This window comes from Vibrio sp. GLN_1 (assembly GCF_043106015.1).
GTDB lineage: Bacteria > Pseudomonadota > Gammaproteobacteria > Enterobacterales > Vibrionaceae > Vibrio > Vibrio parahaemolyticus.
The window spans coordinates 24619-41359 of sequence record NZ_JBICMD010000034.1 but is presented as its reverse complement, the minus strand read 5'-3'; the positions used below and the strand labels follow the sequence as shown (position 1 = coordinate 41359).

Annotated in this window: 11 protein-coding genes; 5 read left to right on the top strand and 6 right to left on the bottom strand. The window is 40.1% G+C overall.

Annotation, left to right across the window (positions count from 1 at the left end; genetic code table 11):
• Positions 1-246: 246 nt before the first annotated feature.
• A complete protein-coding gene (locus ACF8OV_RS13865) occupies positions 247-1167 on the bottom strand; it encodes an IS5 family transposase (RefSeq protein ID WP_065871670.1) in 921 nt (306 codons plus the stop codon).
• Positions 1168-1523: 356 nt separating this feature from the next.
• Here ACF8OV_RS13865 and ACF8OV_RS13860 point away from each other — a divergent pair, with 356 nt between their 5' ends.
• Positions 1524-2558, top strand: a complete 1035-nt coding sequence (locus ACF8OV_RS13860; RefSeq protein ID WP_065871669.1) for a hypothetical protein — start codon at positions 1524-1526, stop codon at positions 2556-2558.
• A 2-nt stretch (positions 2559-2560) separates the two neighbouring features.
• Here ACF8OV_RS13860 and ACF8OV_RS13855 read toward each other — a convergent pair whose 3' ends face one another.
• Positions 2561-4519 (bottom strand): UvrD-helicase domain-containing protein, encoded by a 1959-nt coding sequence (locus tag ACF8OV_RS13855; protein WP_065871668.1) that lies wholly within the window; start codon positions 4517-4519, stop codon positions 2561-2563.
• Between the two features lie 607 nt (positions 4520-5126).
• Here ACF8OV_RS13855 and ACF8OV_RS13850 point away from each other — a divergent pair.
• Positions 5127-7439 carry an AAA family ATPase gene (locus ACF8OV_RS13850; protein ID WP_065871667.1) on the top strand — a complete coding sequence of 771 codons (2313 nt, stop codon included), beginning with the start codon at positions 5127-5129 and terminating at the stop codon, positions 7437-7439.
• 469 nt (positions 7440-7908) lie between these two features.
• Here the strand turns inward: ACF8OV_RS13850 and ACF8OV_RS13845 are convergent, their stop codons facing one another.
• On the bottom strand, positions 7909-8184 hold the full coding sequence (locus ACF8OV_RS13845) for a hypothetical protein (RefSeq protein ID WP_140054543.1): 276 nt from the start codon (positions 8182-8184) through the stop codon (positions 7909-7911).
• A gap of 271 nt (positions 8185-8455) precedes the next feature.
• On the bottom strand, positions 8456-8710 hold the full coding sequence (locus ACF8OV_RS13840) for a helix-turn-helix domain-containing protein (RefSeq protein WP_065871666.1): 255 nt from the start codon (positions 8708-8710) through the stop codon (positions 8456-8458).
• Positions 8711-9589: 879 nt separating this feature from the next.
• Between ACF8OV_RS13840 and ACF8OV_RS13835 the strand changes: the two genes are divergently transcribed.
• A complete protein-coding gene (locus ACF8OV_RS13835) occupies positions 9590-12463 on the top strand; it encodes a UvrD-helicase domain-containing protein (protein ID WP_065871665.1) in 2874 nt (957 codons plus the stop codon).
• A 242-nt stretch (positions 12464-12705) separates the two neighbouring features.
• Here ACF8OV_RS13835 and ACF8OV_RS13830 read toward each other — a convergent pair whose 3' ends face one another.
• Positions 12706-13353: a hypothetical protein gene (locus tag ACF8OV_RS13830; protein WP_065871664.1), complete on the bottom strand. Its 648-nt coding sequence runs from the start codon at positions 13351-13353 to the stop codon at positions 12706-12708.
• A gap of 284 nt (positions 13354-13637) precedes the next feature.
• Entirely contained in the window at positions 13638-13928 is a 291-nt protein-coding gene (locus tag ACF8OV_RS13825; protein WP_065871663.1) for an AlpA family transcriptional regulator, read from the bottom strand.
• Positions 13929-14657: 729 nt separating this feature from the next.
• Between ACF8OV_RS13825 and ACF8OV_RS13820 the strand changes: the two genes are divergently transcribed.
• Together ACF8OV_RS13820 and ACF8OV_RS13815 are read left to right on the top strand one after the other, a co-directional pair.
• Positions 14658-15410, top strand: a complete 753-nt coding sequence (locus tag ACF8OV_RS13820; RefSeq protein WP_065871662.1) for a chromosome segregation ATPase — start codon at positions 14658-14660, stop codon at positions 15408-15410.
• Entirely contained in the window at positions 15400-16725 is a 1326-nt protein-coding gene (locus ACF8OV_RS13815; protein ID WP_065871661.1) for a relaxase/mobilization nuclease domain-containing protein, read from the top strand. The genes ACF8OV_RS13820 and ACF8OV_RS13815 overlap by 11 nt, the downstream gene beginning before the upstream one ends.
• Positions 16726-16741 lie beyond the last annotated feature (16 nt).

Sequence of the window (16741 nt, the reverse complement as noted above, 5' to 3'; positions counted from 1 at the left end):
ACCCTATATTCATTACTTAATGTATTCTGACCGAGCCAAATACCCCACTAAAGTGGAAGTCAATGATATATAAATATGCAAAAGGCAAGGTTTTCACACCTTGCCTCTATTAAAATCATGCTGCATACCACCCATCAGCTAGCACTTCAGCCTGATCGAGAACAAGCTTAATCGCCTCTTCAGCCGCATCAGGGCTTTGTTGCGTAATTCAGACGAGAAACCAAACCGCCTAAAATTGAGTAACTTTTAGACAATATACTGAGTTTCAGGCATACCAAGTCCTGTAAGCTTGTTCAGCGCTTTGATCATGGCGTAAGTCTCACCAACTTGAGCGTTGTAGTTTCTCAGGCTTAATTTCCCACCTAACAACTGTTTCACCCGATATATTGCTGTCTCTGATAGCGAGCGCTTGTGATAGCCGTACTGCTTTTTCCACTTCTTGTTGGAGCCGTAGAGTTTCTGACAACCTACGGCTAAATTGCGAGGGTGTCCTTGCTCCCAGAAGGCCGCCCCTTCTGGTGGCGGGATAAGCGGAACCGCTCGCTTGAACCGTATAGCATCATGGTAATTCCTTGTGTCATAAGCACCATCACCTGATATCTCAATGATTTTACGACGTATCTGCTTGAGTAAGTTGAGGAGCACTTCGGCATCGGTTACGTTAGATAAGCTCAGCTCTGCTGCGACTATTTCGTGGGTGCCTGTATCTACAGCGATATGCAGCTTACGCCAGACTCTGCGTTTCCCATCAGTACCATGCTTCTTGACCTTCCATTCACCTTCGCCATAAACCTTGAGTCCAGTGGCATCAATGGCCAGATGTTGTATTGCTCCTCTGGTTTTGGTTTTAAATGAAACCTCAATTTCTTTAGCTCGGCGGCTTATACAGGTGTAGTGCGGGCAAACAAGCGGGATGTTAGCCAGCTTAAATACGGAGTCTAGAAAACCTTGCAGTGCTCTCAATGGCATAGATAAAACGCGTTTCACCATCAGTGAGGTAGAAATGGCTAAGTCGCTGAATCGACGAGGTCTACCACGCCTGCCTTGTTTGTTTTGCTTCCACTCGGCTATCACTTCCTCATCAATCCAAAAGGTCAGAGAACCACGGTTGATTAAGGCTTTATTGTACTGCTTCCAGTTGGTTGTTTTGTAACGAGGTTTCAGCATAAGGCTACGAAGATTAGCTGATTTAGCCGCTCAGATCGTAACTTCCTGATTTAGTTCCATCGAATTGCGCAACAAAGCCGCCAATCGTTGAAGAGTGGCAAAGCCGAGATTAATTTATCTGTTAAAATAGCGCCAAAGATATGCTTACAACACGAATTAAGGTTAACTAATCTAAGGCGCTTTTGTCCCCGAGCGTGCCTTAAACCCGATGATATAATACAAGCCTGAACAAATATTTGTTAGTGCGGTTAATAAATTAGTGATAAGTTCTTTATTGCAACCTTCAAATGGGTATAAATCAAAGTTTCTGATCCAGAAATCGTGAGCTAATTTTTCGAATCAAGAGTCCCAAAGAAATGACATCTTTCATTGAAGCATATAAAAGAACAGGAAACTCAATAATCGCCTATAAACAAGTCGTAAACTGTGACGATAAGTCTTTGAAAGAGATAGTCAAAGAGTCATTTTCGTCTTTAGAGCAAGTTTTCGAAGAAGTGGATTTTTATGTATCAACCGAAACTAAACGCGGCATTCTTAGAAATACAGGCAAAATAATAGGTGGTATTGTGTCTCTCGGTGGCTCTTATATGCTGGAATTGCATAACAAGCACTATTCTGACATTTACGAAGCTATTTATAAGCCAGCTTGCAATATAATTGAGTCAATTGAAAAAGACACTAATGATTGCCTATCTTCGATAGGGGAGCAACTGACTGAGCTAAACAAAACACTCAAGCCAGTTGGAAATATTCTTAACTCAAGGACAAACAGTGATCCAGCAACGCGAGACTCTTTGACTCGGATTAACAAGTTTAATACTGGCTTTAATACATCTTTAAATACGGGTTTCGGTGGCCTAGTGGGCGGCTCTGCGGCTCTTGGCGCATGGGGACTAGTTTCGCTGATTGGTTCCGCGTCTACTGGCACAGCAATATCTTCCTTGTCAGGTGTTGCTGCTACCAATGCTACGTTAGCTTGGTTTGGTGGAGGGTCGCTTGCTACGGGTGGAGCTGGAATGGCTGGTGGATTTTGGGTTCTAGGAGGTATTGTTGCTGCCCCAATAGTATTTTTCTCGACGAAAAGCGCTTATAAAAAAGTAGATACTGTCAAAGAAAAGAGAAATGAACTGACTGAAGAGTCAGATAAGGTCATGAAACTAACAGTACAAGCCTCGACTCAGTTAATAGAAGCTAGAAAACAACAGGCCCAAATAGCAGCTTTGATTGCCGAGTATGTTCCTAAAATAAAGGGCGAACTAAGATTATATAAGTTTCACCGTTCATTCTGGAAAGACATCTTTGGCTGTACAATGAACTCAGAGCAACAGAAACACTATAATAACTTGAACAAACTGGCAAGCGAGCTTCTAGATAAGCTAGGTATTAAATAAGCTTACATACTACTGCTAAAAAATTCCGAATATGGACTTTCGTTGCTTACGTCTAAGACAATGAGGTTTTCCACCGAGCGTGTTATTGATGTATATACAATTTCTGGGGTATCCTTTTGGTCCATTAGATAAAAAACCGTCTTAGATTCTAACCCCTTAAAACTGTGAACCGTTGATAGCTTTATCAGACCGCTATTGGCGTAAAAATGGTTCTTCTTAATGCGTCTTGCTCGTTCCATATCAGAACGTAATTCTTTGTTCTTATATACATATTGATGTAACTCATCTTCAGACATTGACTTGAGTTGTTCCAATGAAACTTTACTATCATAAGCCTTTATCATTTGATGTAATTCTTGATAGGTTTCAAACATACAGTGAGTCTTCTCTATTTCATTAAACTTTTGGACCAACTTTCTGACGAGGTAAATGTTTGACGACAATATGACCACGTCATTCGGATTAAAGTTATTAACCCTGATAGTTTTTTGAATAAGTTCAAAAGATTTCTTTTCCCAGTCACCACTACATTGATGAAACTCTAATATCTCAAATGTAAATCCTTGTTGTATAGGGACTGTTTCTATCAATTCTGAATCTGAATACTTTTCAATTAGATACTTTGACTGGTAGTCTTTGAATACTTGGTTGAGGGGGGATTCCAAACTGGTTCGGTACGAACGTTTTAACTTCTTCCAACTTCCAAATCCCTGTGCAATCACAGCCGCACGCTTGTCATCGCGCTCGTAAATGTTTTGTGATTCATCGCCAAATAACACCATCTCACCTTCAGAAGAAAGAAAATTGTCTCTTAATATCTTGACCCATTCACTCTCAAAATCCTGAACTTCATCGACGAGAATTGTTTGGTATCGAGTTAACTGGTAATTCTGAAAACAGTCTTTTTTATACAAACCATCTAGGCTAAAGCGTGCTATTAAATCAGAGATATCCTGTCCACTAGCGTTAATTTGACTGTTATAGAATTGGTGGTAATTGGTAACCGCAAAATTTTGCTCATCACGGTAACCTAATATATCACTAATCCTGTCTTTTATTAGATTTTTAAGAGTGATGTTAAACGTTACAATTAGCACTCTTTCCTTATGTCGCTCGTGCGCATTGACAGCTCTTTGGGCGATTATTGTAGTCTTTCCACAACCAGCAACACCTTTAATCTTTTCCTTCCCTACGCAACTTACAGCCAACTTAGCTTGCTTATCGTCTAAGGAAACAGCTTTACCTTGCTTTAATACATGTTCACAAGGCATTAGACGACGCTTCAGGTCATCATATACTCTATCATCGAATAGTACTTGAGATTTGTAGTTTTTGATTTTACTTACTAATTTATGAGTTTGTTCGCCAGAAAATATCATCGCCTTATCACGAACTATGCGTTTTTTAGTCCGAGATAATCCTTCTGCACGTCTATTATAAGTGTCTACATCGATACTGCATTTACGTTTAGCATTGAGAAGTTCACTTGTTTTCAGTCTTAAGTCATTCTCGGCAGGTTGATATAGCGCGTCCACTTTATCTTTATCTGCCTTATGCAAATAGACAATTGGTTGGACAAGGTTAAAAAAGTTTCGGTTGCCTAGTTGCCCTATGCCTAAGACGGGCAAATGTAGCTGGTACAAATTCTTTTTATAAGTAAACGCTTGTGACTGAGGAGACGATATACTAGATTGCCCATTAGCGTATTTCACTGACCACTTGTTATAGCTATCAACTTGATAGTTATCCAAATTGTAGTCTTTAACTTCGATTACAAATATCGCGACACCCTCTCTAATGATTATAAAATCAGGTCTGTCACCATCCAAAAAGGGATTAAAAAACACCTCAAAGTTATCGTCTAAGTTTTCTTCAAAGTAATTGAGGAGATGTTGTTCACCCTCAGTAGGTTTCACTTTTAGTCGCAAGATATTTTCTATAGTAGGGTAAAATTTAGCCATAACACTTTCTTATAATAATGGTAGCCTGAATAAAGCATCTACAATGACGATAGAGTAATTGGAGTCGGTAAAACAAATTCAGCTATTAAAAGAATAGGTCAATTGATAGTGATAAAAACGTGTCCTCAATCACAGTGTCTTCAATGATAGGCTGAAAATTTTTAAACCATAAATGTTCTAGATTGGATGCTCTAAGGCGCTTCTGTCCCCAAGCAAGTCACGACCGAAACCTCTCTACATTGAAGTTTAATGAATAAAAACTCACTTTCACGCTATAAAAAGCACAAACGTTACATTAGAAATTTTTGGGTAAACACCGACCCTATTCAAAAACTAGTTTGTTGCCCGAAAATGATAAAGGGGCATAAGTGTGCCAGCAGTGATAGTTCTGGCACGTCTCTGGACAGAAATGCGTTAGCGCTTTTACTAGATTAGTAAAATTTAAATTAACTCAGGTATGGAAAGTTCCGACAGATAAAAGGCAATTATCTGATAATTCTCTGCTCTTTGAGCTAGACACAGTTCTGGACAACATAACCATGTTAGTATGCCTTTAATCCCATATTAACCTTGCACAAATAAGCGCAACTAACTGAAAAAATTAGAAATGCTAGAAAGAATAATAAAAATTGAAAACATCAAGCAATGGCAACACAAACGAGCATTAACTCAAGGGTTTGATAAGCTAAACCTGATCTACGGCCGAAATGGCTCTGGTAAGTCTACGCTAAGTAAGATCTTCAATTTTATAAATGAAAGCGACAAAGCAGCGATAGAAGCGTTAAAGCCGCTAGAGTCTGATGGTGTACCAGCTCTCAATCTTCGAGTTGGCGGTAAAAACGTAACGCTAAATTCGCTTCAAACACCGTTTAGTTTCCAAGTTTTCAATCAAGAGTTCATTGATACTAACCTTTATATTCCTAATGCTAAAGATCGTAGTCAACTCACTAACTATTATGAGTTTTCATTAGGTAAAGTATCAGTATTAAAGGAACAAGAGATTGATACACTTAAAGCAGAAATTGACGCTATCAACGTTCAGCTAAGCCCAATTGATACACGACTCACTACGAAATTTCCAGGAAAAACAGTTGCTAAAATCCGTGGTATAAAAGCTACTCCTAACGCTGATGCTGAGATTGCAAGTCTTGAAGCTCAAATCCAAGATTTGAAGAGTGTAGAACACTACAAAAGCCGTAAAAAGCTTTCTCCCTTGGCTCTGACTAAGCCAGATTTAGATACAAGCGTCTTCACACTCAGCATCGAGAGTCTGTCAAAAGAAGCACAAGAAAAAGTTGAGCTGCACATAGCTAAGAATCTTAAAGAGCGGGATGTCATGTGGCTTGAAACTGGCACTCAACTGGTAAACGAATTAGATAATTGCCCTTTTTGCGCTCAACCTCTTGCAAACTCCAGTATCTTTAGGCTGTATCAGGATTTCATTAATGATTCATACACCAAAGCTAGTGATAAGTTCGAGCTTGATAGTGACCAGTTCGAATTAGATGTAAGAGACATTGGTTGTAAAATTGAAGACTTAGAAGCTTTAGTGAAATCCAATAGTGAGATTATCAAAACTTGGTCAGATCGCATCCAAGGCTTCAATCCTCAATATGATTTTAAAGACCTTGATTCTTTATCAACATCAATCGTATTTGAGTGTGTCAACCTGATCAAAGAGAAGAAAAAAGACTTATTGTTAGAAACTAATTTCACTAAGTTCAATCAACTATTTGACAGTATTTTCAATGGGTTTGACTTCTCGGCATACAACCGTGAAGTGCAAGAATTTAACGAGCAAGTTACTAAGTTTTTGAATCAACTAGCAACTGGTTCAACTCAAGCTCTCCAAGCCAAGATCGACGACATTGAAGAAACCAAGAAGCGTTTCGAAGCAGAAGTAGCTGACGATTTGGTTTATCACAAGTCTCTGTCTGATGATAAAAGAGACAAGGCTAATAAAATCAAGGAGTTAAAAAATGAAATTGATAAAGATCAGGAAGATAGCATTAAAGAGCATAAAGATTCTATTAACCAGCTATTGAAAAACTTTCACTCAATGATACGAATCAAAGAGCTTGATAAGGACAATAAAGGTAAAGGTGGTTCAACTCGTCTTAAGTATGTAATAACCTTTATCGACAAAGAACTTTCAGTTGAAAATGTGGACGATAACAAACACATTTTTGAGCACGTTCTGAGTCTAGGTGATAGATCTGCTCTCGCTCTAGCATTCTTCTTATCTAAGTTTGCCAAGGCTAATAGTGACAACTCCATCATTGTTTTAGATGACCCTATGTCATCCTTAGATAACTACCGCAAAGACGCAACCATCGTTGAGATCGAAAAGCTGATTAACAACGGCTATCAAACCATCGTATTTAGTCACGATCCATTCTTTTTATCTGAGATTAAGAAATACTCGATATTATCCCAACATACCAAGTGCTTTGAGATTGATGTGTCATATAAAAAATCAGATCCTCTTAAGGCTGACAGTTCTCAATACATATCTAGTCAAATGGTAGAAAGAAGCGACTATGACGCTCACGTTCTTCACTCCTACCACAAAGAATATAATAAGCTCTATGATTTTGTTGCTGACGCCAAAGATGAATCAAAAGTTGAAGTAGCTCGTTCTATTCGCCCTATTTTAGAAGCACACCTACGCTTCTTATACCCTCGAGAGTTTAACGAAGGCGTTTGGTTAGGTAATATGATTACGAAAATTCGAGATGAGACAGATCCTAGTAGTCACTTCTTCGACACACACAATCAGATAAGCCAAATCACTAAAATTAATGAATTTTCTAAGGCGTTTCATCATGCAGATGGTTTTGATACTAAGATTCAAAGCTTAGATCTACAAACAGTTCAATCATACGCTCAAGAAACGCTACAATTCGTTACTGGTATTTAAAAAGACACCTCAAGAAGCTCTGCCTTATAGGTAGAGCTTTTCTGTATTAGGTTTTCACGTAGTACAGTACAGCGGCCGTAACAAGGTTTGGGGCATAGGCTCGTTACAGCTACCGAAGACGCAATTACTAAGTGTTTCTTAGAGCTGGAAAGCAACCGAGAAGGATCCCTTCCTAGTTGCCAGCACGAAAAGGGGCAAACCTTTGCTAACTAGGTCTCGCCAGCACGCTGATGGACAGAAATGAGCTAGTGACCTTGAATGGTTAAACCCTACCGACTGTGATGATGTGGGAATTCCGATCAAAAGACATAAAGATAAGCTCTTCAAACACTTTTAAGATAACTGAAAGACGTGATCTAGAAGGTGCGAGATTCATCTTATTTGGCAAGTGCTTCTGGAACACTCAGAAAACTAGGAAAATCATTGAATTATGGAATGCAAACGGGATTTTTATCTCGGTAGATGAAGACTAAAACGCATTGGTCTGAACCTGTAGTTCAGAACCCCCTAGTAACGCTGAAGATAAGCCAGCAACTGCACCAAGTTTTTTCAGAGATTTAGATGATTTCTTCATGCTCGATACCTTCTTGGTTGTAGTTGATGTTGAAGTGCCTTCTCTTTGGGTCTTGCTAGTCAATGGGTAGCTTGCTGTCAGACAAGCTTCTGCTTTTACGTAGTCAGTGATTTCGTAAGTGGCACAGATGTGACCATCGGTAGCGCTTTCAGACCAATATGCTCTAGTCAACTACGTTAAATATATCACACTTTTATGAATTATAAACAAATTCATTGGCTTATTAGCGTGGACTAAGAACGCGCCGCTCAGGCGCTGATTTTGTCATTTGCCCATCACTAGTTCAAGTATTTGCGAAATCACGTGTTCAAATCTGAGTAACCAGCGATGCCGACACATTTTTGGGCAAAAATAAACTGGTCGCGTAACCATCGATTTGCTAACTCGATGATGATTGTGAGAGAACAACTTAGTTATACAGTTGGCTTTGTTTTATAGGATTTTACCAATCATCAGGGTCACGAAGCTTTGCCTGTTCACAGCTTACAGCTTTGTCTTGAATATGTAGCTCAAGATCTAGTGATGACAGCAGACGCATCAGACTTTCGATACTCGACGAGGCAGGAGCACGTTCAAGTTTTGATACCGTGGTCTGTTTTAGACCAACAATATCGCCGACTTTGGTTTGGTTGCGCCTTTGATTCCTGCGAACATCACGCAAGTATATTCCCAGTTGCTTCGGACTTGTTATGAGCATATCTGCCTCCAATGTAAATTAACCCCTACAGAGGATATTAGCACTTTAACCCCTTAAGGGGTTAAAGTTAATTTTACCCGCGTACAGGGGTAATCAGTCATAGCTAGGATTAAGAGGTTTAGTTGACTAGGTAAGAACATTAGAAAACACAAGAGCTTGATATAGGCTTTCAAAGAGATGGAATTTAACCCCCCACACACTTAAGATACTGATAAATAATCATTTTTCTCATGACCAGCCCACTTAAATGATGCAATGAGTCAATTGAGTGAGGCAATGTATCAGTATAAAAGTCACCATTCTGTCTACTATGGTCGTGTTTGCGCTACCAATCGTTTTGTAGTGCTTTGACATCAGTCTTGAAACAAAGCTTGCTCTGTGGGCATTAGTGACGATGCTACTTTGATTCTCAAAACTGGCATTGATAAGAGCTTTAACCATGTCTATCGACCCTACGTTAAAGTTAGGCTTGGTAAATCTCTTGGTGTGGGGATGATATGACCCACGTAGTGTTTCTTGTTCATACCTTCCACCAGCAACAAAATGAAGTATGTCAAAACGCTCGACAGGCTAATGTGTTGGGTCTCTATTCAGGCAGGACACACAATAGACTCAGGAGATGGACGTAAATGTCGGAAGACAAAAATATTTAGTATTTTCAAACACACTTTGGGACACGTGTGCGCTAGCTATTTATAACACTTTTAAAATTGAGAAACGTCCCTAGAGCAATATCATCAGTTAGATGTCCGCTAATTTTCTGTACATAAACTGAGTGCCTGACCAGAGCTTAACAAAGCTCAAGTACAACTCTCCAAGCATTACGGTAAACTACAAAAAATTTTCGAGACAAATAGTAAATATACTGGCTTACGTGCAATGACTTTATGGACACTTACTACGAATCCAATTGCCCGTCTCTTTAACAAAGAGATCGAGGTAACAGTGGACGATAATGGGATTCATGTTGCTCAAGGAGGAGAAGATGCTCACTTTAACTGGGCGGAGCTTGATTACCCACCACACCTGTCACTCGCTATTGATGGCGGGTGCTTAGTCATAGTTTCACAAGAACAAACTTACCGTTATCGTATGCTGGGCTATCTTACACCGTTTAGGTATTCAAAACGACTTTTCCCATCTTGGGCAAATCAAAGTGCGAAGCGCCTGCAAGATTTTCTCAGTGATGCATACCTTCAATGCACATCAAGATTTCTGAGAGACTCTTCTGTTGAGATAATTAGAACAACTGCCAGTAATGAATTAAAGCGTTGGAAAGGTTGGGACAAAGTACAAGGTCTCTCAGAACTAGCTCAAATCACAGCATCGCAACTTACTAATATCAGTAGTTGGAGCGCTTCGGATGTCCAAAAAATACGAAGTCGGTATGTGCAAAAGCAGCTCGCTCAATACAAGTCGTTCTTTGATTGTGTGGAATCCAACCCGCTAACTGATAAACAGAGAATCGCTTGCGTTACCGATAATGACAACAACCTCCTATTAGCTGGTGCAGGTACAGGCAAAACCAGTGTCATGGTAGGAAGAACAGGTTACCTCATCAAAAGTCGACAAGCTAATCCTAGCGATATCTTGTTATTAGCTTATGGCCGCATCGCAGCCCAAGAGATGGATGAGAGAATCAAAGACAAGTTAGGTTTTGAGGACGTGAAAGCTAGTACCTTTCATAGTATTGGCGTAAGGATTATCTCATCCGTTGAAGGTAAGGCACCGAGTCTGTCTAAGCTCGAAGACAGCGCCAAGATGAAAGCCAAATGGATGCACGATGAAGTCGAGGCCTTGATGTCTGACAGCAGTTACAAAAAGGCATTACTCGATTACTTTAGCTCCTACTACTACGTAGATAAAAATCCTTGGGATTTTGAGTCCCGCGGCTCATATCTCAAATATCTCAATGATAACGACATTCGTTCTATGAGAGGCGAGCAAGTTAAAAGCTATGGCGAGCTAGTTATTGCCAACTGGTTGTTTCGTAAAGGTATCAACTACGAGTATGAGGCTAAATATCGCTTCGACGTTGCAACAGCGGAATATCGCCAGTATGAGCCAGATTTCTATCTCCCAGACTATGATATTTATATCGAATACTACGGCATTGATGAAAACGGTAACACCGCACCGTACATAGACAGAGAGAGTTATCATGCAGGTATCAAATGGAAGCGTGAAACCCATAAGAAATATGGGACAGGTTACATCGAGTTTTTTTACCACCAACACAAGAAAGGCACCCTACTCACAGCACTAGAAAAGGAGTTAGATAAGCATGGTGTGGAAACTCAACCAGTTTCCGAGAGTGCTTTGTTAGACAGCTTGGAGCAGATGGGTCGGGTAACTGAGCTAGCTAAGTTACTCGGTGCGCTAGTTGATATGTATAAAGCAGCATGCCTTGATGACGCTGGCGTAAACAAAATCATCAAAGAATCGATTGATTCGAAGCAAACAGCAAAAGCGCTTGAGTTATTAATGCCGCTGTATCACAGCTATGAGAAGTACCTGCGAGACCATCAAGTTATCGACTTTAACGATATGATTGGAAAAGCGTTAAAGTATGTACAAACAGGTCAATTCCAGTCTCCTTGGAAATATCTGTTAGTCGATGAATTTCAAGATATTTCAGAACCGAGAGCCAGGCTTGTTAAGGCTCTTAGGGATAGTGTGCAACGCTCATCACTGTTTTGCGTTGGTGATGACTGGCAAGCGATATATCGCTTTAGCGGTGCCGATGTGCGTCTTACCACAGCGTTTTCCAACTACTTTGGCTCTACATCTGAAACCACCTTAGATATGACCTTCCGATTCAATAGCTCAATTGGTGATGTCGCAACTCGATTTGTCACACAAAACCCCGTTCAGTTAAAGAAAGACATAGTTTCACTTGTTAAAGTAGATAAACCTGCGGTGAGTATCGTTCGTCATGGAAAAGATGAACAAGGAATCTCGGCATTAGAAAAGGCGCTCATTTCGATATCTAATCAATTGCTCGCATCTCAGAAACCGAGCAAGAACAAGGTATACTTGCTTGCCCGCTACTGGCACCAACTCCCTGATTTACACCAGCTAAGGACTTTGAAGCATCAGTTCCCGACTTTGAACATAGAGAATCAATCTTTCCACGCCTCCAAGGGGAAAGAAGCTGAGTATGTAATTGTACTGGGGCTTACCACTGGTAAGCATGGATTTCCCTCAGAGAAACAAACTCCACCGTTAGTGGATGCATTATTGCCACAGGGAGATAGATTCGAACATGCTGAAGAACGCCGCTTGTTCTATGTTGCTCTCACTCGTGCAAAACACAGAGCTTATTTGCTTGTTGATATGATGGATGCTAGTGATTTTGTTACCGAGCTTATTAAAGCTAAGTACCCTGTAGAAACCAACGAATTTGATGTTTCTCTTATTCAAAAAGAATCCGATAAAATTTCTTGCCATCAATGTGGTGAAGGCACTTTACGCCCCAAGTCAGGTCAGTATGGTAAATTTCTATCTTGTTCTCTCTATCCACGCTGTAAGAACAAGGAAACACCATGCAGCAAATGTGGCAGCCCGATGAGCCGAGGTATTAAGAGCGGGTTCCAAGTCTGTATAGATAAGAGTTGTAATGATGAACGTCCAATATGTAAAAACTGCGGTGGTGAGATGAAGCTTTGGGAAGGTAAGTATGGCAATTTCTGGGGATGTTCTACTTACCGAAAAGGGACTACGAATACCTGCACATACAAGAAAAAAGGATAGACAAATCGTAACTGAACTAATATACACAAGGAATCATTACTAAAATTTGGTCAACTTAAAACCATCAGACCTCACATATGAAACTCTGATAACTTGGCATGAATATGTCATACAAGACAAACGCAGTTGCGGCATCCCATGAAGAACTTGGAAAAAAACAACGCTATTATGAATAATAGCGTTGTTAAGTACGGCCTCAGTTTCATCAAGACGTGGTGGCAACCACTTTATATCACTTATTTTCAGATAGCTTTAAAGTGGTAATGAGGCTCTTTCTCAGAAAAATGGATGAGCACTTGCTCTGCCACCTCAAAGCGAAACACTGTCCCAGATTTGGCTTGAGTCACCCAATTTTTCTTACTACCACCGCTTGTGAAGCCGCCCGCTACGACACCCACCCCTTCTTCAACTCTTGCTCCTGAATCACGGTCAAATGCGCGTGCGACTGGGTAACCAAGGCAACACAGTGTCCCCTTTTCTTCGTACACATCATAGTCATCATGAATCGTCACTTCGACGGGTACGAGAGAGGAATTGAAAATATAAGCCAGTTCATCAACCTTTTCTTCGATAAGGCCGCTAAACACCCAACACTCACTGGACTTATCCCACTGTCCACCCAGAGCATGGCATTTCTCAACGAGATAGGTATTGTAAGTGCTGTTTAAAGTAATAAAACCAGACTCATTTTGCTCCTCAATCGAGGATTTAAGTTTGAATATTAAGTCGGTTCCATACTTTGAACGAACGGAGATGTCTTCGACATTCAGCAGTTGCGTACCGATTGAGAGGTTCTGGGACAGTTCATCGATTAAGATTCTGCACTTGTAGCCGTTAAGCGATGCAGCAAAATACTTTCGATTTTTCTTTAAGACGTTAAACTCTTTCATGTTTTCTCCGAAGTAATAATGAGTGACAACGTAATAACTTTTATTGATGGCTTTCAGCCACTTATCTTGTTTTTATCGTTATTATTTTTGCTGTTATATTATTATTCAGAGCTTTCAAAGAGCAGAGCGGTTTGGAAGCCTTATCAAACTAACTTAGCCTGTACTTTAATGTCAAGAGTTTTTTTATCCTCCTCAGCTTGAGCACAAAAGTCGTTGAGAATCTTGCAATTACCACTAAAGTTGAGCAAGCTCTGTGCAACGTATGCACAGAACTAAAAGATAGATTATTGAAAGTTCATGTACTGCAATAACGGATTCGCTTGTTTAAGCGCTTGTCGCTGCGCAAGAAGCTCAGATACAACTCGCTTTTTATCTTCTCCCAAAGCGCATGCAATAAGAAACGCATCGACTTCATGCGACATGAATCCCACTGCCTTGGGACCCAGTTGCACTGCGGGCGGAAATGTGCCATCGTTTATACGTCTGTGAAGCGTGGCTTGGGATAAGCCAACGCGTTTTAATACATCGACTTTTTTTTCTATTTTTAATTGGTTAATTGGGTGTATAAGCGTCATTGGACGCCTCCGTTTATTCTTTTTTTATGACTACAGGAGTCGTTGCAAATATAATATTCGTATTTAGAAGTAAAAAGCAATCACTTTTTCGCATTAATTTCATGAAGTGAAATATACAAAACCTATATATTTAAAAACGCAAAAAATATACACACACCATATATTTAAAATCACACAATATAACCAAGCGAAGTAATTAAAATAAATAAATGACAAGTACATCCTTTATTTTCATTTAACTCAGCCATCAAGAATACACTTCCTTTTTTATTACTTCTTAACTTAAATCATATAACATCTGTCTCGACAACTACCTACTGACTTTCAGTGAGATGGCGTAAAAGCGGATGAAAGCGGCTGAGACGTAGTGAGAGTGCGGCGCAAATTCCTTGTCGCAAAGGTCACTTTCGATGCCGTAACGCGCACTTTCCCTGTCGCATGCGACAGATTCCCAATCATATTCCCCAGTTAAACTCCATATTACACCAGCCATCACACAAAATATATTCTACTTATTTGAATAAGCACATTTAATATTATAAATTATATTGTTATAATAAAAACAGATAGAACAAAAATAGTAACAAGCTGATATCGCTCGTTCTTATTTGTTCCAAATAAACGCACGAAAACTTGCCCTACTTAGTAGGGTTGCGATAACAGCCTTCGGCGTTATCGCTAAAAACAATACACTCTAAATAATTAAAATAATAAATAGAGAATTTAAAAATGGACATTAATATAAATACAGTCGCAGCGGCTGTTATTCGCAGCACCTCCAGAAAACAAAAGCAACATCTAACATCATGGATGGAATATCATGACTATTCCGTTGATGAATTAACGACCCTACTACCAGGGGTTTTACCTTCCCCAATTGAATCAGGTGTCAGTATCAAGGAGCAGCAAGCATTTATCACGACATTTGCTCATACCCTATTCATCCACCAACATCCTCAAACGTCTTCCAATCAAGATGAACTTTTGAAGGTAAAAGCCCTCATTCGTACCGTTAAAGCCAATTTCAAGAAACAACGAAAAACTGACAAAGAGCTGTATTGCAGAGCAGTAAAAACCAATCTAACAGAAAGCGAATACCAACAGTTTCTTGAAGTCATGCATAGCTATAACTATAAATCCGCTAGTCGGTTCCTGAGAGATGTCATAACTCAAAAACTCACAATCAAACCTCAACAAAGTTCAGAAATTACCGATTACTTCAAGCAAACTAAATGTATCGCGAATGTAATGGAATCACTCATTGAACAAGATAACCCCCTTTACGACCATGAAACTGCCCGCCAACTGGGTGATGCTCTATATGAACTAAAGCAGAATTTACAACTCATCCGAAACCTCGCTATCGATGCACATAATTCTCAAACTGCCGAGCTGTTAGCAATGCAATTTCTGGATAGCCGTGCCTTACGTGAGCTTTACCGTCGCAAACTTGAACAAGAGAACGCTAGTGATGATATTTGAGGAATTGAAATGTAAGAATGATAAACAAACGGTGCATGATGCTACGCAGTTAGTTCAATATGGCGCCAAGCAAAATGACGACGTCACGCTGTTGGTCGAGTATTCTTCAAGTCACTCCAAGGGTGACGAACTCGGGGGAACATCGCAGTTTATCTGCGCCAACGAAATCGCTTCGGTTCCCCTGAATGCAAGAAACCAAGATGCCCGAGACATTGATTGGAGCCGTGCGATTGCTGAACTACAAAGCGCTCACCTAGCTAACCCTAATACGAAACAACCCTTCCGCCATTTTGTTGTCTCCCTCGCAGAGGGCGAACAGTTACCCCTAACCCAATGGCGAAACACGATTAAGAAGCTGATGGACCATTTAGGATATGAGCATGCTCGTTATATCGTTTTTAAGCACTCCGATACCGACAATGAACACGTCCATATTGTAGCGTCTACGACTGATTTACTTACTGGAAAAATCATTTCTAACTGGCAATCGCACCTCAAAGCCCAAGAAATCATGAGGGAGCAAGAAGTTACGCTAGGGTTACAAGCATTACAAAGCTCAGGGGAACTTCACTCAAGTTACGACACTGATGTACAAGGCGAAAAAGAGAAAACGGTGATTCGTATGATGAGAAGAAAAGTTGATACTGCAATTCGTACTTTGCAGCCCTCTTGCTCGTTGACTCTGTATGAAATGGCATTGCTCAAACAAGGAATTGAAATAGAGCTAATACCAGACAAAACAAACTCTCGATTTAAAGGTATTGCTTATCGATTTCATCAATATCGCTTTGCAGCATCCTCGCTACGAAGTGGCAATAAGTATACATTAGGTAAACTGATTCAAAATGGCGTACTGAACGCTTCATGCCTTGAAAGCACCAATTACAACAAGTGCAAAATTGAAGTGGATCAAGCCATCATTCATTTTGAGACGATTCGGAAACAGGCTATTGAACACGCTGATAAACTCAAGAAACAACTAGAGGAATACGAGCATCAGCAGTATCGTTACCTGCTGTTCTCATTTTCTCGTGCTCATGAAGCTGCTCAGCAATCACAAATGGAGTATTGGTTTGAATATGCAAAGCGTATACGTTCAACCCGTGACAAAGCGATTGTAAGAGCTATTTATGAGTGTGAACGGGGGATTTACAATGCATCCAGTATGATAAGCAACTTGTTTTATCATCTAATACTGACTGTCTTCGAGTATTCTTTTCAAAATAAGTTTAACCTCTCGATTACACCTTTGGATGAACTGGCAACAACTCAGCATGAAAAGGACCCTATCGTTCAACAGACATTCGGTAGTTAGAAAAGTGAGGCTCAGA

Excerpts from the sequence above, each read along its gene's own strand:
- ACF8OV_RS13865 (WP_065871670.1), bottom strand. The coding sequence starts at position 1,167 with ATGCTGAAACCTCGTTACAAAACAACCAACTGGAAGCAGTACAATAAA.
- ACF8OV_RS13860 (WP_065871669.1), top strand. The coding sequence starts at position 1,524 with ATGACATCTTTCATTGAAGCATATAAAAGAACAGGAAACTCAATAATC.
- ACF8OV_RS13855 (WP_065871668.1), bottom strand. The coding sequence starts at position 4,519 with ATGGCTAAATTTTACCCTACTATAGAAAATATCTTGCGACTAAAAGTG.
- ACF8OV_RS13850 (WP_065871667.1), top strand. The coding sequence starts at position 5,127 with ATGCTAGAAAGAATAATAAAAATTGAAAACATCAAGCAATGGCAACAC.
- ACF8OV_RS13840 (WP_065871666.1), bottom strand. The coding sequence starts at position 8,710 with ATGCTCATAACAAGTCCGAAGCAACTGGGAATATACTTGCGTGATGTT.
- ACF8OV_RS13835 (WP_065871665.1), top strand. The coding sequence starts at position 9,590 with ATGACTTTATGGACACTTACTACGAATCCAATTGCCCGTCTCTTTAAC.
- ACF8OV_RS13830 (WP_065871664.1), bottom strand. The coding sequence starts at position 13,353 with ATGAAAGAGTTTAACGTCTTAAAGAAAAATCGAAAGTATTTTGCTGCA.
- ACF8OV_RS13825 (WP_065871663.1), bottom strand. The coding sequence starts at position 13,928 with ATGACGCTTATACACCCAATTAACCAATTAAAAATAGAAAAAAAAGTC.
- ACF8OV_RS13820 (WP_065871662.1), top strand. The coding sequence starts at position 14,658 with ATGGACATTAATATAAATACAGTCGCAGCGGCTGTTATTCGCAGCACC.
- ACF8OV_RS13815 (WP_065871661.1), top strand. The coding sequence starts at position 15,400 with ATGATATTTGAGGAATTGAAATGTAAGAATGATAAACAAACGGTGCAT.